Here is a 23,607-nt window from a genome sequence, read left to right on the forward strand (position 1 = left end):
TCTATAAACTGAGCTCGACAAATTCACCCGAATCCTCAATCTGACTTTCGTGACACGTCAAAATAATCATTTGATGCTGCTTAGAGAACTGCTTTAATAAGTCTAGCGTTTCCTGCCGACGCTGACGATCAAAATTGACCAGGCTGTCATCAATTATCATCGGCATAGCCGTCTGTGTTTCAAACATTTGCCCAAGTGCCAATCTGAGACAGACATATAGCTGCTCCTTGGTACCACGGCTCAATTCTGAAACAAACCTTTGTTCACCAGTGCTAGCCATAACATAAAAGCCATGGTTATCATCATATTGAACATTCTCATAGCGTCCATGTGTCACCATCTTAAAATAAGCTGATGTTTGCTTCAATAGATAAGGAAGTCTTTCCGTTTGATAGGTTCGCTTGGTTGTCTTTAAGAGCTGCAGCGCCGTTTGATAGACCGCCCACTCCTTGGCTCGATGATTAAAACTGGCCTTAAGTTGTTCATAGTCATGCACTAATTCTGGATACGCTTCATTATCTTCCAAATACTTAATATCAGATTGTAAAGCCGTGCGTTGATCTTGTAATTCTTGAAGGTTTTGGTCAATATCACGAATGTCTTGTTCAATCATAGCTTGCGTTCGCTCTGACCACGTACCCTTAGCAAACCATTGTTCAATTTTCACCAATAGGGCTTCGGACCCTGCAGTCACTGTCATTTGTTGTTTTAATGCCTGCAGTCTCGTTTGTTGTTGCTGTTGTCGCTCTATGTGCCGGCCTTTTTCATGAAAAGCTTCCTCACTCTCAACACCCGCTTGAGCAAGCAATTGACGAATTTGGTCCTGATAATAACCGATTTTTTTCTGTAATCCAGCAACGTCCTCTTCGTATTGCTCCAGAATAGCTTGCTGGTGTGACACATCACGCTCAGCAGCCTTGGCTGTCTCCAGCCATTGTTCAAGTCCGGCAGCATGGGCGTTGTCCATACTAATGCGCTGTCCAACTGTTTCCACGCCCTGTTTGAATTGCTGCAGCTGTTCCTCTAGTGACACCTTTTTGTTCTGATAGACCTCGATTTGCATAAGCTGGCGCCGGCCCTCAGCCACCCAATCGTAAATATCCGGCAGCAAATCGATCGTCGTTGTCTGGGGAAAACCATGGTCCTGTAACCAGTGATAAATCGCATGAAGAGCGTCGTTCAACTGTTGTTGATGGGTATCCAACTGCTCAAGGATCCGCTGATTGTGGTCTTGTTCGTCAGTAAATTGCTGTTGTAAGTGATCATATTCCACGCGAAGACGGCGGTCATTTTCTAGTAATTCTCTGTCCGTTGTCGATGGTGATGACGATGCCACTTCATTAAGTCGCCGCTGCCAATCGTCGATTTGCTCCTGAGAGGTTGTCCACGTCTTTTTCAACCGGCCGAGTGCCATATAGCCCGCTAAAGCACCAGCCGCGATCACCGCAAACGCCAAAAGGCCAAAGACTCTATCAAGCTGTTGCCAGCCCAACCAACCACCAGCGATCGCTAACAAACTCAGAGTCACCGTAAGACTTTTCTGGGTCCGGGTGATAGCTTTTTGAAGTTGAGACGATCCCCTTGCCGTGTTAAGTTGGTGTTCTAGCCAATCCCGCTCAGCATGCGCGTCAGAATTGGACTGTGTGGCTTGTTCTAGTTGCTTGCGCTTTTCTTCAGTCAGCAGACGGCTTTTCAAGCTTGTCAGCCTGTCTTGTAAACGCTCTAATTGGGACGTGCTATTGTCTAGCTGCTGTTCCACCAGTTCCTTTTTCTGTTCGAGGGTGTGCTTGTGCTGTAATACTTTTTGCAATTGATCCTTCGCTTCGATATGAATTTCAGCGTTCCGTATCGTCTCCTTCGTCCACTCAGGACCTAAGTGTTCCATGGTTGCTTGCAATGCTTGATTTTCATGAGCAAGTTGGTGGCTCACCTCATCCCGGTTGCGACGTGCCTGTTCAATGGTCGGCTGCTCAGACATCAACTGTTTGATCGCCGCTTCCTCGCGAAGGATGTCTGGATACGTCCGAATCATGTCGATCCGTTCCTTGATCCGATTAATCTTATCTTGTTTCTCCGCTTGTTCACCTTCCAATGTCATGATGTTGGATCGCAATGACTCCAATTGTTCCAGACCTTGATCTGGAAACGTCTGCTTAGGCTGCTGATCAAGAGCCTGTTTGATGTCCTGCTGTTCGACTAATAAGGGGAGCACACTTTGATAGCGTTGGTACTGTAAGGCTTCTTCCTGCAACGCAGCACGCCGCTCACGTAATTCCTGCTCACGCTCGCGCACGTTTTCCCATTCATTGATTTTCTCATCATACGTTTGCCGCTGTTTTTCCCAGTCCTTAAGCTGGCCCCGTTTATCATCCAGACTTTTCAGTTCTTGATTCATCATCGGGTTGCGACCGCCTGGCTTAAAGCGCTCGCCCATATGCTTGTCCAAAACACGTTCAATTTGACTAATCCGTTCATTACCCATCATACCGGTGCTGAATAGATAATGATTCAAATCTTCGCTAGAGAGCTTTTCCAGGTGAGCAATCCCATCAATATCAAAGGCATAAATGTGTTGATACAGCGTTTGATTCATCCCCTGCAGCCATATTGCCAGCACATCTTCAGATTCAATCGAACCATTTTCCCGGAAAAGCGTTGCCCGGCCTTTGTTAATACCGGCATATCGCTCAATGATCACAGTCTCCCCTTCGATATCCACCGTCAATCGTCCACCGGATTGTTCTCGAATATAAGGAGAGAGCGTTGTTCGATGGGGAAAACCAAATAACATATGAATGATAAACGTCATCAGCGTCGTTTTCCCTGCCTCATTAGCCCCATAAATGGTATTGAACTGCGCCGACTGGAAGACGAAGCGTTGTTGGTGAAAATGACCGAACGCTTCCATATAAACCTCTTTGATTATCAATCTAAAGCCCCCCCCTCTCCCGCTTGACTTAATTGTTCGATTAACCACGCTTCGGCCTCATCGAGCACTTCCTGCTGTTCTTGCTGGTTGAGCGACGCCAGATAACGGCCCGCTCGTTTATGTTGATATAGCGGCTCGAGCCAGTCATCAATCGTTTCCGTTGTGTCCCGCAACCGAACCAAATCGCCTAAAAAGTGATTGGTATTCTTTAACGCTTCCCGGTCATATTCAGGGACGACAGCGTCATGACAATCCAAAATCCAGACAAAGTCCGGCGCCTCTTCTTCACCTTCATGTAGAGTATCGAGGAGATCCTGGAGGTGGTACGGTTCAAGCAGCAAGCGTTTGATCGGACTCGCCCCTGTCAGGGTTATGCGCGCAAGCACCCCTGTCTGCGGCTGTCTCAACTGTTCCTTAATCTGCTCAAGATGCTCGCTCAGTTGTTCTGCCGTTTGTATTTGCGAGACATCGACGACAGGGTCAGTCCATTGAACATCATGGACCGGCAACCATTGAATAGCGGCTCCATACTGATGATCTAGGTTGACAATATGAGCGCCTTTTTCCCCCGTTTCCTTAATGGATAAGCCTTGCGAACTTCCTGGATAGCAAACTGGTGGATCATCGTGGAGCATTTGCCTTTGATGAATGTGCCCAAGTGCCCAATAATCAAACTGTTTGTCCAACAAATCCTGCAAGTGGAAAGGCGCATACACATCATGATCATCCTGACCGTCTTCATGATAACCATGTAAAATACCGATATGGAAATCAGCATGATCCACTTTTTCATATGTATCAATCTTTCGTTGCTTCAGATGACGTTCCGGATAACTGAACCCGTATAAATGGACGGTGGTTCCCTCTTTTTGGAATGACTGGACCGACACATCCTCCGGAAACACATGAACGTTTTCAGGAAACGTCTGCTCTAGACGCTGATGCAATCCAAAGTCGTGATTCCCAAGCACCAGGTATACAGAGATGTCGTTCTTTGCCAGGCGTTGGAATTGTTTCTGTGCAAATCTCTGGGCCCGCAGTGACGGATGATGGCCGTCAAACAAGTCGCCGGCAATGACGACAAAATCAACTTTGTGTTCCACTGCTGCAGTGATCAGCTGCTGAAAGGCTGTGAATGTGCTTTGCCTAATGCGATGAGAAAGAGACTCGGGCACATGAGACAAGCCTTTAAACGGACGATCTAAGTGAAGATCAGCCGCATGTAAAAATGTGACGCCCATATCCTAACACTCCCTCCTAATCATCTTTGATCCTATTTTATCATAAGCATGTCGTGCATTTCTTGGGTTGGAGGGATGGGATTCATGAGTTCATGGACAAGGTTAGACTGAAGATGAGCAAACGTCCACACTTATTTATTAGAAAATTTCTCTTGAACGGATCTTTTTCAAAGGATTATCATAGTTATAATACGAATATATACAATATAGGACCATCGACTAATACCGCAACATCCGCCGATGCTATGCGTCGGTCAGAATATAGAAAATAAAGGAGCTGATGTTCATGAGTCAATACATGTTAACCGTTTTTGATCCATCGGGAGAAACATTACTAAATGAAATGCTAGAGGCTTCAAGTGAAAATGAGGCTAAACAATTAGGTGACAAAAGGTTACAAGAGAAACAATTTGGCCAGCACACCCACCGGTTAACGTCATCTGACGGTAAACTCGTTTTATTTCATCGGTAAATAATGGAGGTGAGCACCATGACAGCAACCATTCATGATGATCCCTATATCTATGACCCTCATCCTCATGCGGCTGGTGTCCTTGTTTACTATCAAAGCAGGATTATTTTAGTTCGGCAGTATCGCGAGCCTGTGGATGCCAGCGTCTACGAATTGCCAGCAGGCGGGTGTGAAACCGGCGAGGCACCGGAAGATGGTGCACGCCGGGAGTTACGTGAAGAAACGGGACTCATCTGCGGAACGCTGCATCCATTGGGCGCGGTTTATTCTGATCCGTGTGTATCGAATCACGTCGCCCACCTCTTTTTCACCAATGACATCATTGATGAAACGCAGCCCCAATTCGATGATGACGAGCAGTTAACTGTCCACCGATTCGAGCCTCAAATTATTTTAGATGCCATTAAAAACGGTGAGTGGAAAAGCGCTGAACTCGGGCACGCGCTTTTGCTTGCCAAATTGAATGGCTTTCTAGACTAGACGGAACGCTCCGTTTCCGTTTCATTTAATAGAAAGGATTGAAGCAATGAAAAAAATTGATCCCCGGGCGATCTTAGTGTGGCGGTGGAGCCAAGCGACTGTTGCTGCTATTTTTTGGCTGGTTACCATCGCCATTTTGGTCGCCACATTTTATTTTGAGTGGCCAACATGGATTGATTTAATCCTCTTCGGTTGCTCTCTTGTCTATACGGGAGCCTTTGTCATCATATGGCCCAGACTTCGTTGGCGGCGTTGGAGTTACAGTGTCAATGATGAGGCTATTTTGATTAAGCATGGGGTCATCATCATCCAACAAACCATCGTACCCATGATTCGTATCCAGCACGTCGACCATGCTCAAGGGCCTTATCTCAGACGCTATCATTTAGCGACGATTAAAATCCATACAGCAGCGACCACCCATGAGATACCGGCATTGCCCGAGACCGAAGCTTACCAGCTACGGGATCACATTGCCGCACTGATTAAGGTGAGTGATGAGGATGTCTGAGTCGTCTGATTTGAAAAAACTCCATCCGCTAACCGTGGTTCTTAGGCTGACCGATTCAATCAAGCAAATTATTGTACCCATTATTTTGGCCATCATTTTAACATTCAAAGGGGATATCAGTGACAGCAGCTGGAAAGATTGGATCCCTTCGCTTGTGATGGTCGGTCTGCTCTTTATTTATGTGATCTTTGGAGTCATTGAATGGCTGCGGTATCGGTATCGATTTGAGGACGAACACATTTACGTGAAAAGGGGCGCCGTCATAAAAAGTGAACGATACGTCAGGTATAACCGTATCCAATCGGTGAGAACCCGTGCGAATGTACTCCACCGGTTGTTCGGATTAGCCGCACTTGATATCGAAACGGCTGGTAGCCGCGGACGACCTGAAGTCACATTGCCCGCGATTACTAAGGATGAGGCCGATGTGATTAAAGCATTTGTCCATAACAAACAACAAACGAACATGGCATCATCAACAGATTCCCATGATAAGGAAAATTTAAAGCCTCCTGAGACCAAGACCCTTTATCAATTAACGCTTAAAGAACAGGTGGTTGTCAGCTTGACATCATCTGCCGTCGGTCTCATTTTAGCGGGTTTCTTAGCGATCTATTCCCAGCTCAGCGATGTGATTCCTGAGGATACTTACACCTATTTATGGGGAACTGTTTTGCACACATCAGTCGTGTTCCTGATTGTGTTTATCATTCTATGTTTAGCTGTATTATGGGTGGTATCGGCCATTGTCATGTTCTTCCGTATGAAGGCTTTCAGCTTGACGGCCGATGAAAAAGAATGGGTGATCAAGAGAGGGATTCTTGAAAAAAAAGAACAGAAAATCCCAGTGCGCCGCGTTCAGGCGATCCGTATTACTGAAGGATTACTGCGGCAGCCGCTCGGCTATGCCACCATTTATGCAGAATGTGCTTCAGGCAGCGGTGAACCCGGTAAAGGTGCTGGGACATCAGTGTTAGTCTATCCTTTGATTAAAAAAACAGACATTCCTAAGCTGGTTGGAAACATTATTCCGGCATTCAGTTATTCCCAAGAGATAACTGCGATCAGAAAAAACAGCCTATGGCTCAAACTATTTCGAGCAGCAACAGCTCCCGTCGTGATTAGCATTGTGCTGTCCATTCTATTCCCTTGGGGATGGCTGGCCTTTCTATCACTGCCGCTTGCGGTGCTTTACAGCTACTTATGTTATAAAGATAGCGGATTTGGGCAATCCAAGGAGCAACTCCTGTTCACCTTCCGAACCTTAGCTAAAACAACCGTCATTACTAAAAAACACTGCATCCAGGCCATGAGCCATTCATCATCACCTATGCAAAAACGTTTTGACGCGGCAACCGCCCAATTTTCCGTCATGGCGTCTCTAGCGGGAAAAACATTCAAAGTCAGAGACTTACCGCGAAAAACGGCTTATCATCTTTTGGATTGGTATCGCCCCTAGACGAAAAAGAGGCTGTGACAAAAGTATATGAGTCACAGAGTCATCCGAACTTTTCTATTAATCAGTTCGGATGATTTGTTTAGAATAGTCATTCCTTCCTGTCATCGCTTCATCAAAATACTTCGCTTTCCGCGGGCACTTACCCTAACTTGATATTAATGTGACCTAATAACCATACTTGTCCTTTAAAACACAAAAAGGAAACCCTTGACTCAATCAAGGGTTCAAATCTGCTTGCGCATTTGTTTACGGAACACTTCCTTAACCATATAGCCGACACCATTCATGTCATTAGACCGCGTCACCCATTCTGCTGCATCTTTGACCTCTTTCGGGGCATTTTGCATCGCGACACCGAGACCTGCTTTAGCGATCATTTCCGTGTCATTATAATCATTGCCGACCGCAACGGTTTCACTTAATGAAAATCCTAGATGTTGAGCTAAGTAGACGAGCGCATTGTACTTAGATGTCCCTAATTGTGTCAGCGTCAAATTGTAATCATCTTCGGCTTGAACATGAATTTCTGGAAAATAATCATTGATGGCCATCGTGATATCCTCTTTATCCTCATTATATAATGTGAGACTCAGTTCGGTTGCATCATCGCGATGATCCATTAAGTATTCCGACAACGAATCAACGTAAGTCACAGGATAAAATGGTGATTCGTTGAGACCCACCGTCATCTTAGCAATTAAATTTTTTTGTTTCGGTTTGTTACTAACCGCTAACCTTTCGTGCGAGACGCGGATTTGGCACGGGTAGGTTTCCAGAAACTCAACCAACTGCTTAACAATTTCATAATCAATTTTGTTCGTATAGATCGGTTCATCAATGGCATCTGACGCGAACGCCCCATTGTGGGTGATAATGGGATTATCAATTTTGAGTGCTTTCGCCACCTTTGCCGCCGAATGAAAATGCCGTTCTGAGACCAACGTTACAGCGACACCTTTTTCCTTCGCATAAGCCACGGCCTCTTTTGTTTCCTTGTCTAATCGGTTATTACTTCCCAAAAGGGTGCCATCGATGTCCAGTGCTAGTAAGCGATAAACCAAGGTAATCCCCCTTTTTTCCGTATAAGTATGTTCAGGCCTTCTGTTAAATGATATGTCCGGCAAGCAGGAAATAGAACAGGCAATGACCAAATTTCTCCAAAGTATTATACGAGGAAATTCAATATAGTTGTCTATACCAAAACTTGAAATAATCATGGATTCATAACATTAAATCCGTAAATACCAAGAACTTTGTCTGGATAAAAAGGCCTCCCTCTAAATGTCTAGACATCTATATTATCTTGTGCTACCATGCCATTAAGAAAGCGATAACATCGAAAATCATTTCGCCCTGAGTGATATAATTAAGGACGTGATAAATGAGTGGGTATTGATTGAGAATAGATGTCATACAACCCGAGTCATTTGGACTAATTAAATAAGGAGGTTTTAACATGCTAGGCTTTTTACAACAAATCGGAAAATCTTTAATGCTTCCGATTGCCGTCTTACCCGCAGCCGCGATCATTTTGGTCCTAGGTAACGAGAGCTTATTCGACGTTCCTTTCATGGTCGAGGGCGGAAACGGCATTTTAGGTCACTTTGGCATCATCTTTGCGATTGGTGTCGCCATTGGTTTTTCTAAAGACGGGAGCGGCCCTGCAGCCTTGTCTGGTGCAATTGCCTATCTTGTACTCACAAATGCGGCCCAGGGTGTCGATGATTCCATAAATATGGGCGTCTTAGGCGGTATCATTTCCGGAATTATTGCTGGACTTTTATATAACCGATTTCATAAAATCAAGCTGCCAGATTACTTGGCCTTTTTCGGCGGCCGACGCTTTGTCCCCATTATTACGACGGTAACGATGGTTATTTTGGGCGGGCTCGCTGGTATCATTTGGCCATTTGTTCAAGACGGTATTCACGCTGTTGGTGAATGGATTATCAACGCTGGGGCCATTGGAGCTGGCGTTTACGGGGTCATTAACCGGCTATTGATTCCATTTGGCTTGCACCATGTCGTTAATACATTTATTTGGTTTGAATTTGGATCATTTGATGCGGGCGGCCAAACATGGCACGGAGATATTACTCGATTCTTGCACGGTGACCCATCAGCTGGGATTTTTACTGCAGGGTTCTATCCGGTCATGATGTTCGGTATGCCTGCGGCTTGTCTAGCTATGTATTTAGCAGCTAAAAAAGAGAATAAGAAAGTCATCGGCGGTTTAATGTTTAGTTTAGCGCTCACATCATTTTTAACTGGAGTTACCGAGCCGATTGAGTTCTCATTTATGTTTTTAGCACCTGTCCTTTATGTCATTCATGCTCTTTTAGCTGGAACGTCACTCATTGTGTCTAATCTTTTAGATATTCACTACGGTTTTGGCTTCTCCGCAGGGTTTATTGACTATGTTTTACAATTCAAACTCGCCCAAGGTCAATGGTTGCTACTTTTACAGTGCTTCATTTACGGTGTGATTTATTTTATTGTCTTCTATTTCGCCATTACGTTATTTAATTTAAAAACACCTGGCCGAGAAGAAGGCGAAGGCGCTGGTGTTGCCTCTTGGTTGTTTGACCAAGAAGTTGGATCATCTGGTTCAAAAGATGAGTCAGGTTCTGAGTCGACGACCTCTAATGGAAAATACGACGCAACGGCTTATCAATATTTGCAAGCTTTGGGTGGCAAAGACAACATTCAATCACTTGATAACTGTGCCACCCGCCTGCGGCTGAAAATCAACGACATGTCGAAGGTCGATGAAGGCAGGTTGAAAGCCCAAGGCGCCAATGGTGTCATGAAGATGAGCAAGACCAATCTACAAGTCATCGTCGGCACCCAGGTTGAGTTCGTGGCTGATGCGATGAAAGAACGGATGGCTTCGGGTGACGACGAGGTCCCTGCACCGGAACAAGCGACTGAACCAGAGGCAGATGGGAATCAATTGCCGCCATTGAAAGGTGAGGACTTTGGGGCACCCGTGGAAGGTCAAATCATGTCGATCACTGAAGTCCCTGATGAAGTCTTTTCCCAAAAAATGATGGGTGACGGATTTGCCATTGAACCGGCTCAAGGTTCTGTTGTCGCACCCGTTGACGGTAAAATCATGAACATTTTTCCTACGAAACACGCGATTGGAATTGCGTCCAATCAAGGCTATGAAATATTAATTCACATCGGTTTGGAAACAGTCAACTTAAAAGGTGAAGGCTTTGAAGTCTTGGTTCAAGATGGCGATAAGGTCAAGCGCGGCCAAAAACTGCTTGAATTTGATCTTGATCATGTTAAAGCCAAAGCCCCATCCGCAGTTGTGCCTGTTGTCTTTACCAATATGTCGGAAGATCAGTCACTCAATCTCTTAAAAACCGGTGACGTTAACCAAGGTGACAACGAGATTATGGAAATCAATTAATGTAGCTATTAGGAAGGAAGCGATGAATCATCGCTTCCTTTTTTTATGTATGAATGGCGTTAATGGCAGGTTTCAAGCAAAAATGTGGGCGGGATTTTCGGAAAGTTAGCGCTTCTCTCGAAAATTGAGCTCTCCTCAGAAAAATTGAGCGCTCCTCTCGAAAATTGAGCGCTCCTCAGAAAAATTGAGCGCTCCTCGGAAAAAGTGAGCGCTCCTCTCGGAAATTGAGCGCTCCTCAGAAAAATTGAGCGCTCCCCGGAAAAATTGAGCGCTCCTCAGAAAAATTGAGCGCTCCCCCGAAAAATTGAGCGCTCCCCGGAAAAAGTGAGCGCTCCTCGGAAAAAGTGAGCGCTCCTCTCGGAAATTGAGCGCTCCTCAGAAAAATTGAGCGCTCCTCGGAAAAAGTGAGCGCTCCCCCGAAAATTGAGCGCTCCTCAGAAAAATTGAGCGCTCCTCGGAAAAAGTGAGCGCTTCTCTCGAAAATTGAGCGCTCCTCAGAAAAATTGAGCGCTCCCCGGAAAAAGTGAGCGCTCCCCCGAAAAATTGAGCGCTCCTCAGAAAAATTGAGCGCTCCCCGGAAAAAGTGAGCGCTTCTCTCGAAAATTGAGCGCTCCTCAGAAAAATTGAGCGCTCCTCGGAAAAAGTGAGCGCTCCCCCGAAAAATAAGCACCTCCATCTCCCCAAATAAACAGGAAAGGAAGCTATCTCCAAAAAAGAGTTAGCTTCCTTTTCTTCTAACAGTTATTGCTGGGCTTGGTCAGATGTTCCGTATAGTTCCTCAAGCGGCTTGGTAATGATTTGATTCAATTCATTGATGATCGTGCTCATGCTTTGTTCAGCTTCCATCAGTTTTGCAATGGTTGGTTGCTGTTGAATCAATTGCATCTGTTGTTGAGCTTGCTGTGCTTCTTCTTCGGAGATTTCTTCACCTTGCATTTGTTTACGTTGCAATTCCAATTGCAGATTACGGAAATTCTCGAACATTTTACTCGCTGGTTCATCCTCATTAACAGCAGCGTACGCATCTTTTAGTGCAGTGTACTCCTTACTGTTACGGATCGCTGTTTCTAGCTCATAAGCTACATCATACGGATTACTCATTGTTAACCTCCACATATTGTCAATTTTATATCCCACGGACACAAATGTTATATTCTTCTATTTCAAGCATGTCCAGTCAACCAAAATTGGGACATTGTCATTCTGACATCCAGTGTAGTAGAGTCAAACCTTTTAAGCAAATCAACCGACATATATTAATTCATCAAGAATATTAGGAGTGACTGGAACACCCCGATCACACCACCGATAAAAGCCCCAAGATACGTTATCATCTTAAATTCTTTTTTGGAAATCATTAAAATCACTTGTTCCAACTCTTGCACTGAAAATTGCTGGACCTGCCGTGTGACCACGTCTTCCAAATTCAATAACTTAAGCAAATCAGGTAAACGGTCGGACAACCGCATCATCAGCATCTGAACCGCTCGAGGTACAAGTTGATCAATGTCATCTTTCACCTGATTGCCTAAAAGCTCAGATGGCCGCTTGGCAAACAATGCTTTTACAGGCTGGCGCTCGTCCATAACGCTTAATACATAATGTTCCAGCGCACCTTCATAGGCCCATTGTTCTTCAAGTTCGGCAATCGTTTTCTGTTTAATCGCGCTCCACTCATCTAGCAACATCCGGCTAATCACGTCTTCAAGCCCTTGTTCCCGTAAAAATCGGATGAGCTCAGGATAAATCTTGTCGACCATGCTTTGATTGCCGAGAAACATTTGGATCATGCCGCCAAACATGCCTTTAGATTCCAGAAACGCATCAAGCTTCTTAGTTACTTCCGCCTTGCCATCCGGACTTTCTAAATAATTAACAATATGTTGTGTGATCACTCCAGCGACTTCAGGCATTTTTTGCTCAATGGACGTATCCAATGTCTCCGGTAGTATATCTTTGACAGCCCAATTTCGATGGCTCGCCAACCAATCACGAACGATGCGTTCCATGCCCGATTCCAACCTATCTACCATCTCATCGACAGGCTGCTCGCCACCTAGCCATTTTGACAACGACTGTTCGACCGCTTCATCAGCATCCAGCCAATCATAAGCTTTCGCTTTAACCGAATCAGTAACTGTCTGCTGTAAGTCGGTTTCATTCAACTTTTGCTTAATGCTGTCCGAAGTCAATAAATGCTTCATCACCAATTGACCGAGTTGGCTGGCGATTTCCTCCTGTCGCTTCGGAATCAACCCTGGTGTGAACGGCACGCGCCAGCTTCCTATATATTTCGCCTGATACGGTCGAAATAACATTTTAATCGCTATGGAATTGGTGAGACCACCAATCACTGCTCCAGCGATAACTAGCACGCCTATCATTCCAATCACTGAAAAAAAACCCATTATCCTTCATCCTTTATCTCTATTGCTTTGAAAAATACATCCATCGTACGATTCAGATAAGTTCCTCTCATATTATACAACCTACCCCATCCTTTTTGCATCGAAAACATTCTTATAAAAACGATTTATGAGACGAGCCGCCTGCTACGGGACAAGGGCGTTCCTAGATTGGTGTTTTACGGGACAGAATTTTTACAATACGGGACACTTTTATGACAGTGCGGGACAACCTCGGGACAACGCACCTGCTATGGGACAAGAGCGTTCCTAGATTGTTGTTTTACGGGACAGAATCTTTACAATACGGGACACTTTTATGATAATACAGGACAACCTCGGGACAACGCACCTGCTACGGGACAAGGGCGTTCCTAGATTGGTGTTTTACGGGACAGAATCTTTACAATACGGGACACTTTTATAACAATACAGGACACCCTCGGGACAACGCACCTGCTACGGGACAAGGGCGTTCCTAGATTGGTGTTTTACGGGACAGAATTTTTACAATACGGGACACTTTTATGACAGTGCGGGACAACCTCGGGACAACGCACCTGCTATGGGACAAGAGCGTTCCTAGATTGTTGTTTTACGGGACAGAATCTTTACAATACGGGACACTTTTATGATAATACAGGACAACCTCGGGACAACGCACCTGCTACGGGACAAGGGCGTTCCTAGATTGGTGTTTTTCGGGACAGAATCTTTACAATACGGGACACTTTTATGACAGTGCGGGACAACCTCGGGACAACGCACTTGCTACGAGACAAGATCGATCCACACAAAGTGATTGACCGCTTTCATTCATCGGGAAACCGTGATATTGTTTAATGAGAGGTGAAGATGATGCTAACCCATTTTACCTATCAACCTTTTTTCTCGAGTGAAAATCGGCGTAGGGAATACCAAATATCATTTTTTTATCACGGCAAGCCGTACAGGGCGATTTACCATTATAATGGTGAGGTTGACTGGCAAACAGCAACCCCGCCTGATAGCGAAATAGAACCCATTATGTCCCAACTCCATGAACTCATGCTTTTTCACGTGTATGATACTTAGTCATAGCAAACGCACCCGTGAACACCCACTTTTTTAGGCAACCATGGCAATTTCTATTTATAATAATAACCTAACATTCAAGGATGAAGGCCATGTATGAACAATTGAAAGCAATTTATCGAGAGGCGTTGGTCACTGAACAAGAGGCCATTAACCAACCGGACAATTATTATTGGTTTCAGGACACGGCTCTGGCCCGCTTCGGTCTATTAAAAACAGCCGTAACGCATAACGAATGGCAGTTACTCGCATTACAGTGCCATCCGGTTCATCCACCGACAAAAACTCAAACCCATGCCGAGCGTTTTTGGGAACGTGTTTTATTAACCGGCGCTTCCCCTGAACAAAATGTCAGCGAATCCCCTTTCGCATTCATCCATTTTTATTTTAAACGGGAACCTCAAGACTATGATGAAGTCAAACAAGCGATCTCCGGCTTTTTTCCTGGCAATGGGATTATGCTGTGGACAAGCGCGCAATCGGGCGTCATTATTCATGAAAGCGCGGAACAACCTGAAGACATTCATGAGTTGACTGAGTTATTAGCAGCCGATTTATTTCTTGATGCTCACCTTTTTCATGGCCCAATGATGACGGATTTGACAATCGCGGAAACGATCTTTTCCCGGCAAAAACAGCTTTTTTATTTGGCACGATTAACTTATCCTAAACAACGCACCTTTCAATATGCGACCTTGCTGCCACTTGAGCTTATTAAAAATGATGTGCTGGACCATCATCCATCGTCCTTTCACCCCATTGACGCACGGATTAAAGACCTTGATCAAGAGATCGTCGATACGGTGCTGACGTTCCTGGAACATCATATGAACATCTCCAGTGCCGCAAAAAAACTTTACATTCATCGTAACAGCCTGCAATACCGGCTTGAGCGGTTTACAGAAAAAACGGGCCTTGACCCCAAGCAGTTTCTGGATGCAGTCACGATATACTTGACGCTCACCAAGCATCGTGTGGCGTCTTTTGTCACTATTGAACAAAAGAAATAAGAAATTTCATGCAAATCGTCAATTCACTTAATTTATTAAACCGCTTACAATAGAGTTAACTTATTCATGATCAAGGGGGAGCAAACAATGGCTGGCATCGAAATGGGAGATATCAGTAAAATTTATGATAAGGGTGGCGAAAAAGCGGTTGATAATTTTAACTTGTCTATTGCAGACAAAGAATTTATCGTTTTCGTCGGACCTTCAGGTTGCGGAAAGTCAACCACTCTAAGAATGATCGCTGGACTCGAAGACATTACTGACGGAAAATTGCAGATTGGCGACCGGGTCGTCAACGATGTCGCCCCGAAAGACCGTGATATCGCGATGGTTTTTCAAAACTATGCATTATATCCACATATGAACGTCTATGATAACATGGCGTTCGGATTGAAACTACGTAAATTCAAAAAGGATGAAATTAAGAAACGCGTTGACAATGCGGCCTCGATTCTCGGCCTTGAAAATTTTTTAGACCGGAAACCAAAAGCATTATCAGGTGGGCAGCGCCAGCGTGTCGCGCTTGGTCGGGCCATTGTCCGTGACCCACAAGTGTTTCTAATGGATGAACCATTATCAAACTTGGACGCCAAATTGCGGGTGCAAATGCGCGCAGAAATTTCCAAACTGCACCAGCGTCTGCAAACCACAACAATATATGTCACCCATGATCAGACAGAAGCGATGACCATGGCCACGCGGATTGTCGTTATGAAAGATGGGGTCATCCAACAGGTCGGAGCGCCCAAAGATGTCTATGATGAACCCGAAAATATCTTTGTCGGCGGCTTTATCGGCTCACCAGCCATGAACTTTTTAAATGTCAAACTGGAAGACGGCTATGCTACTATTGGTGATAACAAATTTAAAGTCCCAGAGGGAAAAATGAAGCCGCTCCGTCAGCATGGTTACGTCGGTGAAGAAGTCATGCTTGGCATCCGTCCTGAGGATATTCATGATGAACCCGTATTTATCGAATCCTCTCAAGATACGTCCTTTGACGCCAACATTGACGTTGCCGAATTAATGGGTGCGGAAACTTATCTTTACACAAGCATCAATGATAACGAAATCATCGCTCGCATTGATTCAAGGACAGACATTTCCAGTGGACAACAAATGAAACTGGCCCTCGATATGAACAAAGTCCACTTCTTTGATATCGAAAACGAATTACGGATCCGATAAGCTGATCGATACAAATACATGACGCGAAAAAACGAGCTTGAATTCTCAGGCTCGTTTTTTTTTGAAAGGGTCTAATTAATTGTTTATGGAGAAAAGCGCTCGTTTTTATGGAACCATCAATTTAGAAAAGGAAATGCTCATTTCCCCATTCGTATTCATAGAAAAAAATGATTATAATAGGAAAGAGAATGACCTCTATTTTCAAGAATTCGCTCAACAAAGAAAGGCTGTTGACTGATGGTGGCATTAACTTTTTCCATGTTGGAACGGCTAGCGATCATTGTATCTATTGCATTTGTCGCGACCCGTCTCCCGCTGTTCAAACAACTGATTAACCAACAAGCCATCAACGGCCGGCAACGAGTGATTTTCACCATTTTATTCGGTCTGTTTGGCATTATTGGCACGTATACCGCGCTCACCGTTGATACGAATGCCCTTACGTATTCACGCTATACACTTACGCTGCAACATGATCAGGCATTAGCGAATTCGCGAGTGATCGGCGTTGTGTTGGCTGGGCTGTTAGGCGGACTTGGGCCCGGTCTTGGCGCTGGACTCATCGCTGGCGTCCACCGATATTTTCTCGGCGGATTCACCGCCTTTGCCTGTGGCTTTTCCGCCATTGTCGCTGGGCTGTTAGCCGGACTGGTCCACCGGCGACTCAAACGACATCATCCCCTTTCGATCAAATCAGCCTTGATCACCGGTGCAGCAGCTGAAACTGTACAAATGTCGATTATTTTATTATTAGCCCGTCCGTTTGACCAAGCCTTAGATTTGGTTGTTCAAATTGGGATCCCGATGATTGTTGCCAATGGCCTGGGCTCGGCTCTGTTTGTCGTCATCATCCGTAATGTTCGCAGCGAAGAAGAAAAATCAGGTGCGCTGCAGGCGCAAAAAGCCCTGCGTTTGGCTGATTTGACGATTCGGCACCTGCGCGAAGGCTTGAACGAGACGACAGGGAAGAAAACCTGCGAGATATTATTAAAAGAAACACACGCATCCGCCGTCGCGTTAACCAACCAAACGCACATTATCGCTCACGTTGGTTTAGCTGATGACCATCACCGTGCCCAGGATCCCATTCAGACAGCGGCCACAAAGGACGTTATTCAAACGGGTCAACTGATGATTGTGTCAAAACAAGATATTCAATGCGACAAGCCTGATTGTCCACTAGGCGCTGCTGTGATTGCCCCTTTAAATATCAGGGAGACAACAGTGGGAACGCTGAAATTTTATTATCGTTCCAACCGACAGATCAATACGGTGGCCATTGAGCTCGTTAAGGGACTTTCCGTTTTGCTAGGTCAACAACTTGAGATTGCTGAAAGTGAAAAATACATTAAGCTCGCGCGTGAATCCGAAATTAAGGCGCTGCAGGCGCAAATCAGCCCCCACTTTCTGTTCAACGCACTCAACACCATTGTGTCGCTCGTTCGAACCGATCCGGACAAAGCCCGGCGTCTACTGATTTCTCTATCGCGCTACATCCGACAAAATGTAACGACAACCCACCGCGAACAGGAAAGTTTACGAGAGGAACTCAATCATGTTAAAGCTTATTTAGAAATTGAGGAAGCCCGGTTTGCCGATCAATTCACCGTCTATTATCATGTGGATGAAGCAGCGCTTAATACCACGGTTCCACCGTTAACCTTGCAGCCACTCGTCGAAAATGCGATCAAACATGGGTTAAAACCTCTGCCCGACCATGGCATGCTAACGATCGTGATCAGCCATGAACAAACTTGGGTAAAAATCGCAATTGTAGATAATGGTGTGGGCATGGACGCTACCTTAAAGTCGCAATTGCTAAGGGCGCCGGCCGACTCTAAAAACAGTACAGGGATTGGCTTATATAATGTGAACCGCCGCTTAGTCATGACGTACGGCGAAAAGTCCCGGCTCCACATTGACAGTCATACCGGCGAAGGAACGACCTTTTATTTTTACATCCCAGCAGGAGGCAGCATCCAATGAAAACAATCATTATTGATGACGAGCGCCACGCTCGAGAAGAATTGAAGCATCTATTAAGCGAATATCCAGACATCGAGATTGTGGCTGAGGCCGCTTCCGGAGAAAAAGCTCTAGAACTCATCACCAGCCGTCAGCCCCAGCTCACTTTTATAGATATTGAGATGGGTGGTTTGTCGGGGATGGATCTCGCTAGCACATTAGATCAATTAAAACATCCTCCAGTGATTGTCTTCGCGACAGCCTATCCCGATTACGCCGCCCATGCGTTTCGCGTGAATGCTATCGATTATTTGCTGAAACCGTTCGCAGAAGAAGAATTAGCCGAAACCATTGAGCGCGTCAAACAGCGGCTGAACCCACTTGACCAAAAACAGAACCGTCACCGCACTGGGAAATTAGCGGTTGAGACGAGTGACAAGATTCATTACCTCCATCCGAATGATATTTTATTTGTCAATCGCGAAGAACGCGACACCAAGATTCATACATCGAAGCAGGTGTTTGACTCAAAACTCACCTTGAAAGACCTTGAAGAAAAATTGAGCGGACACCCTTTTTACCGCACTCATAAAAGTTTTCTTGTCAATTTACAACACGTTCAAGCAATCAGTCCATGGTTCAACGGCGCCTATCAATTAAAAATATACGGCTATGATGAATCCATCCCCGTGAGCCGAAATTATGTCAAAGGTTTGCGAGAACAACTAGAATTGTAGGTTGTACGTCAACCCGCTTATTCCGCCTCTTAGACAGCGCTTTCAACATCTTGGACACAAACCTGCAATCTTAAGACTCTCACACGATATAATGTAAACGGATTCATAAAACGCTTTTATATTTAGAGGTGACACCCATGATAACGTTTATTGTTTCGATTCTACTTTTGATTCTAGGTTACTTCACATACGGGACCATCGTTGAAAAGATTTTTAAAAGAAAAGATACCCGAACAACGCCTGCCTATGACCAGCAAGATAATATTGATTATCTTCCCATGGGCAAAAAGCGAAATTCACTTATCCAATTGTTAAACATCGCCGGCGTCGGTCCTATTTTCGGTCCGATTCTTGGCGCCCTGTATGGTCCGGTCGCCTTTTTGTGGATTGTGTTCGGTTGTATCTTGGGTGGCGCTGTCCATGATTATTTGATCGGGATGATCTCGATCCGTAATCGAGGGGCACATCTGCCGCAGCTTGCTGGTAAATTTCTAGGTAAAAGTATGAAACATATTGTCAACGCTTTCACTATTTTATTATTACTATTAACAGGGACGGTTTTTGTGACCGCACCAGCAACATTGCTGAGTGACTTAACCAATCATACGATCGGACTTTCACTGATCGTACTAGCGATTTTCGTTTATTATATTATCGCAACCCTTCTTCCGATTGATAAAATCATCGGTAAAGTCTATCCGATTCTAGGGGCATTACTCCTGATTAGCGCTATTGGTATTGGAGTGGGCCTTGTCGCTACGGGAGCACCGATCCCAGAAATCAGCTTGGCCAACATGCATCCGAAAGACGCACCGATTTTTCCATTGCTATTTTTAACGATTTCGTGCGGGGCTTTATCAGGCTTCCATGCAACACAAACGCCGATCATTTCCCGTACGACGCAATATGAGAAAAATGGACGTTTCATTTTCTACGGGATGATGATTGCGGAAGGTATTATCGCAATGATTTGGGCCGCAGCGGCCATGAGTCTGTTTAGCGGTCAAGAATTAGCAGCCATTACTGATCAAGGCGGACCGGCTGCCGTTGTCAGCGCAGTTGCCAAGGAAATGCTCGGAGCTGTCGGTGGTACAATCGCCGTCCTTGGGGTCATTGTTCTACCCATTACTTCCGGTGACACCTCGTTCCGCAGTGTTCGGATGATAATCGCCGATTACTTCCGGATTGCTCAACGAAAAATGAGCAGCCGTATCTGGATTGCTGTCCCATTGTTTGTTATTTCCTTTGTATTGACGCGCATCGATTTTAACATTCTCTGGCGCTATTTTTCATGGGCCAATCAATCCACGGCCATGATCGCCCTTTGGGTCGGCGCAATGTACCTCATTCTCGGTCATCGCAATTACTGGATCGCCTTGCTTCCAGCAACGTTCATGACCTTTGCAACATTTACGTACATTGCTTATGCCCCCATCGGCTTTGGTTTACCTATGACGATCAGTTACATTCTAGCAGCCCTAGGTACTGTCATTGTGATAGCACTGTTCACGATGCGAGTCCGACGCTTCCGTGAGCCAGCTTTCCCGATCGATGTAGAAATGGAAACGGGCTACAACAAAGCAGGTTGATGTAAGACATAAGACACCCCAGGCTGTATGAAGGCCTGGGGGTTTCTTATGAGCTGCACTGAGTAAGCACTCTCCAATGAGAGTACGTTCGCGTTAAAAATGAGCGAGTTCTAGTTTTGGTTACCGAATTTCCTACCCACTTGTGTAACGCCTACCCATTAGCCGGTTTCTCCCGCATATACAAAAACACATTGGTGATGATTTTAGAAAACAAAAATACCCCTAGGTAACCAAAAAAAAGGGTTAAGTAATTGGCTCCATCACCAAAACGGAATAAGTGAATACTAGATAAAAACGGTTTAAAAATGAATGCAAAAAACAGGGACACACCGATTGAATAAATATAAAAATTTTTATTGTGGTTCAGCGTCCACTGGTAAACTAACATAAAGACAATCGGAACCAATGAAGCATCTAACGAAAGAGCAAATGGGAAAAACGGAATTAGCTGGTGAGGGTATTGCCAAAGTCCTTGTCTAACACCAAATATATCTGAATACCCAAACCAAACGTGAATATTGAACCCATAAAATCCTAATAACATCATCTTACTCCTGTCAATCAGAAAATACAGAATAATCAGGGGGAGTAATAACAGACAAGCACCGAACCAGAATTGCCATGTGCCGATATGTGAATATTGCTGCCAATGGTTAATTTGGGTATGACTCAATTTTTCCTGTAGTGAAGCAATGTTTTCAAGAAGGTTCAATTCCTCACTTGTCAATAAAAAAACTCCTTTCAGTTAACCATCTTTTCATAATTTAACCAAGGCCTCGAGAAGTATTCCATTGATTTGAATTTTCATCTCAACTATGACATTAACGGTTATTTTTAAACAAACAGGGTCTAGCAAAAAGGGATTCCGATCATATTGAAACCCGCTGCACACCACAGCGGGTTTCCTCACTTATCATTTTTATTTCCGATTGAGATAAATCTGCTTCAAAGCACCATAATCGGTTTTGCCGCTGCCCATGACCGGAATGTCATCAATGATTTCTATTTCCTTCGGTATCACAATCGCTGGATGTTTTTCCGATTTAATATATTGCTTAAGGTCTTTGAGCGCATGATCAGCGTTCGTTGTGAACAGAATGATTTTTTCCCCTTTGCGTTGGTCGGGAACGGCAATCGTTGCAACTTCACTCGATTCAAAGCATTCCATCGCCAACTGTTCGACCAATGTCAATGAAATCATTTCCCCGCCAATCTTAGCAAACCGTTTTAACCTAGATATGATGTGGACGTAACCTTCATCATCAATGCGTACGACATCACCCGTGTCGACCCATTCCTCAGCTGGGACAAAGCCCTTATTGTATAAGAGGTAGCCTTTCATGATATTCGGCCCTTTTACAAACAATGAACCGCCGTCTTTGATCCCGTCAACCGGTCGGATTTCGTGCTGTATGCCGGGCAAGAGCTGCCCCACGGTGCCCCGCTTATTATTACGCGGTGCACCGAGCGCAATGATCGGTGCCGATTCCGTCATGCCGTAACCTTCAAAAATTTGCACCTGGAATTGCTCCAAGTATCGGTTATACACTTCGTCCTTTAATTTTTCCCCGCCGGCAACAACTAACTGCAAAGAACGCATGTCAAGTGAGTCCGCATATTTAGCATACCCGTTTAAAAACGTCGATGTCGCAAAAAACACCGTGATCTGATGTTGATAGACAATCTCCGGGATCACTTTATAATCTAAAGGGGACGGATGAAGGTAAACCGGTATGTTCATCACAAACGGCATAAGCGTTCCCGCCGTCAATCCAAAGCTGTGAAACATCGGCAAGACATTCAGAACCTTATTCGTCTCGTCAATATCAACAGTGGTCAGCGCCTGCGTGATGTTCGCATAGATGTTACTATGCGTTAGGATAACCCCTTTAGGCCGGCTATCAGTGCCTGACGTGAATAACACCAACTCCGGTTCAGATACGTTGTCCACGCCCGCCTTTGTCGCATAAAGATAGCCGGCTTTTACCTTGTGAGTTGTCGTAATCGATTGTTTAATATCTTCCAGATAGACGAGTTTCACATGCTTCTCGAGTCCTGATGCCACCGAAGATAAATTGGCTTGCTTAATAAACGCCCGCGACGTCAGGATTGTCCCTACCTCAGCCGTTTCACAGCATTCGGTTAGTGTCGTCTCTCCCATCGTGAAATTAAGCATCACCGGGGTCTTTTGCAGATAAAATAAGCCGAACAACGCAAGCGCATGCGGTACCGATGTTGGCAGCAGTAAACCGACACGCTGCTCTTTCAGTACCGGTCGTAATGCTTCGGCCAGACCATAGACCTGAAGCAAGCTGTCACGATAAGATAACGTCGACGATTGGTCCATCATCGCTGTCCGCTTAGGATTGGCCTTGCCCTGGGCCACCAACTCATTAAAGAAATTATAACTGCCAGGCCGGTACCGTAGCTTGAAGCGCTGATCCTGTATATAAAAATAGAAAGACCGGGCCAACTGATCACTGTCATCAGCGATCTCAGAACCAGGCTGCCATAACGGCAATTCTGAGGTGACGCTTCCTTTTTCTACAATCACCGGTTTGACGCGATCGAGATAAGGCGCAATACTTGCAAATATCGCCGGATAATACTTTCCTGGGGTTTCCCATTCCCGCGGTTGGTTTTCTGGAAACATCACAACCGAATAGCCACTCTCAATATGTTCCTGCACCTTTTTCAGACTCTTCGGCTGTGTGATGTCATATGTCAGCACAGAATCAAGGTCGACCTTTGACTGCAAATGCTGATCGATAGCAAATGTCACATCGGATGCCATATGATCTTTTAAATGTTTGACATCATTGATGGATTGAAACGTTGATAAATAAATCGTCCCCGCCATATGTCCCCTCCTTACTTTTCTTATATCTAGGCTCTATGCTTATAAATGGTTGTTTTTGGACCGCAACCCGGATACACTTCGCTTTCCGCGAGCAACCATCAATTCGTATCTAAAAAATCAACAACTTTTTTAAAACAGCCTATATCTATGTAAGCGCTTGCTATTTATTGATATCTATCAAAGCATATCATACAAATTCATGCTTTTTAAGCCTAATCATAAAGATTAACGCAAAAGCAATGCAGGCTTTTGTACCCATAATTTGT

18 protein-coding genes are annotated in these 23,607 nt (G+C 44.9%); 11 read left to right on the forward strand and 7 right to left on the reverse strand.

Going from position 1 to position 23,607, the window contains the following annotated elements:
- Position 1 precedes the first annotated feature (1 nt).
- On the reverse strand, positions 2-2,929 hold the full coding sequence (locus tag B9Y89_RS04750; RefSeq protein WP_085522014.1) for an AAA family ATPase: 2,928 nt from the start codon (positions 2,927-2,929) through the stop codon (positions 2-4).
- Complete coding sequence (locus tag B9Y89_RS04755) at positions 2,926-4,170, reverse strand: metallophosphoesterase family protein (RefSeq protein ID WP_085522016.1); 1,245 nt, start codon at positions 4,168-4,170, stop codon at positions 2,926-2,928. The genes B9Y89_RS04750 and B9Y89_RS04755 overlap by 4 nt, the downstream gene beginning before the upstream one ends.
- A gap of 286 nt (positions 4,171-4,456) precedes the next feature.
- Here B9Y89_RS04755 and B9Y89_RS04760 point away from each other — a divergent pair, with 286 nt between their 5' ends.
- Genes B9Y89_RS04760 through B9Y89_RS04775 form a run of 4 tightly spaced genes read left to right on the forward strand, consistent with a single transcriptional unit; the run spans position 4,457 to position 7,092 of the window.
- Positions 4,457-4,642, forward strand: coding sequence for a YhzD family protein (locus tag B9Y89_RS04760; protein ID WP_085522017.1), 186 nt, complete (start codon positions 4,457-4,459; stop codon positions 4,640-4,642).
- 18 nt (positions 4,643-4,660) lie between these two features.
- Positions 4,661-5,122 carry an NUDIX hydrolase gene (locus tag B9Y89_RS04765; protein ID WP_176222101.1) on the forward strand — a complete coding sequence of 154 codons (462 nt, stop codon included), beginning with the start codon at positions 4,661-4,663 and terminating at the stop codon, positions 5,120-5,122.
- Positions 5,123-5,168: 46 nt separating this feature from the next.
- Positions 5,169-5,633 (forward strand): PH domain-containing protein, encoded by a 465-nt coding sequence (locus B9Y89_RS04770; RefSeq protein WP_085522021.1) that lies wholly within the window; start codon positions 5,169-5,171, stop codon positions 5,631-5,633.
- Positions 5,626-7,092, forward strand: a complete 1,467-nt coding sequence (locus B9Y89_RS04775; protein ID WP_176222102.1) for a PH domain-containing protein — start codon at positions 5,626-5,628, stop codon at positions 7,090-7,092. The genes B9Y89_RS04770 and B9Y89_RS04775 overlap by 8 nt, the downstream gene beginning before the upstream one ends.
- A 224-nt stretch (positions 7,093-7,316) precedes the next feature.
- Here B9Y89_RS04775 and B9Y89_RS04780 read toward each other — a convergent pair whose 3' ends face one another.
- Positions 7,317-8,153 carry a Cof-type HAD-IIB family hydrolase gene (locus B9Y89_RS04780; protein ID WP_085522025.1) on the reverse strand — a complete coding sequence of 279 codons (837 nt, stop codon included), beginning with the start codon at positions 8,151-8,153 and terminating at the stop codon, positions 7,317-7,319.
- A gap of 395 nt (positions 8,154-8,548) precedes the next feature.
- Between B9Y89_RS04780 and nagE the strand changes: the two genes are divergently transcribed.
- Positions 8,549-10,513, forward strand: a complete 1,965-nt coding sequence (nagE, locus tag B9Y89_RS04785; protein ID WP_085522027.1) for an N-acetylglucosamine-specific PTS transporter subunit IIBC — start codon at positions 8,549-8,551, stop codon at positions 10,511-10,513.
- 741 nt (positions 10,514-11,254) lie between these two features.
- Here nagE and B9Y89_RS04795 read toward each other — a convergent pair.
- Together B9Y89_RS04795 and B9Y89_RS04800 are read right to left on the reverse strand one after the other, a co-directional pair.
- The gene (locus tag B9Y89_RS04795) at positions 11,255-11,614 is read right to left on the reverse strand and encodes a YlbF/YmcA family competence regulator (protein ID WP_085522030.1); all 360 of its coding nucleotides are present in this window, start codon (positions 11,612-11,614) and stop codon (positions 11,255-11,257) included.
- Between the two features lie 155 nt (positions 11,615-11,769).
- On the reverse strand, positions 11,770-12,921 hold the full coding sequence (locus tag B9Y89_RS04800; RefSeq protein WP_085522032.1) for a DUF445 domain-containing protein: 1,152 nt from the start codon (positions 12,919-12,921) through the stop codon (positions 11,770-11,772).
- Positions 12,922-13,776: 855 nt separating this feature from the next.
- On the opposite strand from B9Y89_RS04800, the gene B9Y89_RS04805 reads away from it, so the two are divergent.
- The 6 genes from B9Y89_RS04805 to B9Y89_RS04830 all read left to right on the forward strand — a co-directional run bounded on the left by B9Y89_RS04805 (position 13,777) and on the right by B9Y89_RS04830 (position 20,481).
- The gene (locus tag B9Y89_RS04805) at positions 13,777-13,992 is read left to right on the forward strand and encodes a DUF5342 family protein (protein WP_085522034.1); all 216 of its coding nucleotides are present in this window, start codon (positions 13,777-13,779) and stop codon (positions 13,990-13,992) included.
- A gap of 92 nt (positions 13,993-14,084) precedes the next feature.
- The gene (locus B9Y89_RS04810) at positions 14,085-15,002 is read left to right on the forward strand and encodes a PucR family transcriptional regulator (RefSeq protein WP_176222103.1); all 918 of its coding nucleotides are present in this window, start codon (positions 14,085-14,087) and stop codon (positions 15,000-15,002) included.
- An 87-nt stretch (positions 15,003-15,089) separates the two neighbouring features.
- Complete coding sequence (locus tag B9Y89_RS04815; RefSeq protein WP_085522038.1) at positions 15,090-16,190, forward strand: ABC transporter ATP-binding protein; 1,101 nt, start codon at positions 15,090-15,092, stop codon at positions 16,188-16,190.
- A gap of 237 nt (positions 16,191-16,427) precedes the next feature.
- Complete coding sequence (locus tag B9Y89_RS04820; protein WP_085522040.1) at positions 16,428-18,176, forward strand: sensor histidine kinase; 1,749 nt, start codon at positions 16,428-16,430, stop codon at positions 18,174-18,176.
- Complete coding sequence (locus tag B9Y89_RS04825) at positions 18,173-18,892, forward strand: LytR/AlgR family response regulator transcription factor (protein WP_085522041.1); 720 nt, start codon at positions 18,173-18,175, stop codon at positions 18,890-18,892. Before B9Y89_RS04820 ends, B9Y89_RS04825 begins: the two co-directional genes overlap by 4 nt.
- Positions 18,893-19,029: 137 nt before the next feature.
- Positions 19,030-20,481 (forward strand): carbon starvation CstA family protein, encoded by a 1,452-nt coding sequence (locus B9Y89_RS04830; protein ID WP_085522043.1) that lies wholly within the window; start codon positions 19,030-19,032, stop codon positions 20,479-20,481.
- A gap of 151 nt (positions 20,482-20,632) precedes the next feature.
- Here B9Y89_RS04830 and B9Y89_RS04835 read toward each other — a convergent pair whose 3' ends face one another.
- Together B9Y89_RS04835 and B9Y89_RS04840 are read right to left on the reverse strand one after the other, a co-directional pair.
- Positions 20,633-21,208, reverse strand: coding sequence for a CBO0543 family protein (locus tag B9Y89_RS04835; RefSeq protein WP_085522045.1), 576 nt, complete (start codon positions 21,206-21,208; stop codon positions 20,633-20,635).
- Between the two features lie 192 nt (positions 21,209-21,400).
- A complete protein-coding gene (locus tag B9Y89_RS04840; protein ID WP_085522047.1) occupies positions 21,401-23,341 on the reverse strand; it encodes an AMP-binding protein in 1,941 nt (646 codons plus the stop codon).
- Between the last annotated feature and the right edge of the window lie 266 nt (positions 23,342-23,607).

This window comes from Tuberibacillus sp. Marseille-P3662, assembly GCF_900178005.1.
In the GTDB taxonomy this organism is placed as follows: Bacteria; Bacillota; Bacilli; order Bacillales; family Sporolactobacillaceae; genus Marseille-P3662.

Excerpts from the sequence above, each read along its gene's own strand:
- B9Y89_RS04755 (WP_085522016.1), bottom strand. The coding sequence starts at position 4,170 with ATGGGCGTCACATTTTTACATGCGGCTGATCTTCACTTAGATCGTCCG.
- B9Y89_RS04760 (WP_085522017.1), top strand. The coding sequence starts at position 4,457 with ATGAGTCAATACATGTTAACCGTTTTTGATCCATCGGGAGAAACATTA.
- B9Y89_RS04765 (WP_176222101.1), top strand. The coding sequence starts at position 4,661 with ATGACAGCAACCATTCATGATGATCCCTATATCTATGACCCTCATCCT.
- B9Y89_RS04770 (WP_085522021.1), top strand. The coding sequence starts at position 5,169 with ATGAAAAAAATTGATCCCCGGGCGATCTTAGTGTGGCGGTGGAGCCAA.
- B9Y89_RS04775 (WP_176222102.1), top strand. The coding sequence starts at position 5,626 with ATGTCTGAGTCGTCTGATTTGAAAAAACTCCATCCGCTAACCGTGGTT.
- nagE (WP_085522027.1), top strand. The coding sequence starts at position 8,549 with ATGCTAGGCTTTTTACAACAAATCGGAAAATCTTTAATGCTTCCGATT.
- B9Y89_RS04795 (WP_085522030.1), bottom strand. The coding sequence starts at position 11,614 with ATGAGTAATCCGTATGATGTAGCTTATGAGCTAGAAACAGCGATCCGT.
- B9Y89_RS04800 (WP_085522032.1), bottom strand. The coding sequence starts at position 12,921 with ATGGGTTTTTTTTCAGTGATTGGAATGATAGGCGTGCTAGTTATCGCT.
- B9Y89_RS04805 (WP_085522034.1), top strand. The coding sequence starts at position 13,777 with ATGCTAACCCATTTTACCTATCAACCTTTTTTCTCGAGTGAAAATCGG.
- B9Y89_RS04810 (WP_176222103.1), top strand. The coding sequence starts at position 14,085 with ATGTATGAACAATTGAAAGCAATTTATCGAGAGGCGTTGGTCACTGAA.
- B9Y89_RS04815 (WP_085522038.1), top strand. The coding sequence starts at position 15,090 with ATGGCTGGCATCGAAATGGGAGATATCAGTAAAATTTATGATAAGGGT.
- B9Y89_RS04820 (WP_085522040.1), top strand. The coding sequence starts at position 16,428 with ATGGTGGCATTAACTTTTTCCATGTTGGAACGGCTAGCGATCATTGTA.
- B9Y89_RS04825 (WP_085522041.1), top strand. The coding sequence starts at position 18,173 with ATGAAAACAATCATTATTGATGACGAGCGCCACGCTCGAGAAGAATTG.
- B9Y89_RS04830 (WP_085522043.1), top strand. The coding sequence starts at position 19,030 with ATGATAACGTTTATTGTTTCGATTCTACTTTTGATTCTAGGTTACTTC.
- B9Y89_RS04840 (WP_085522047.1), bottom strand. The coding sequence starts at position 23,341 with ATGGCGGGGACGATTTATTTATCAACGTTTCAATCCATCAATGATGTC.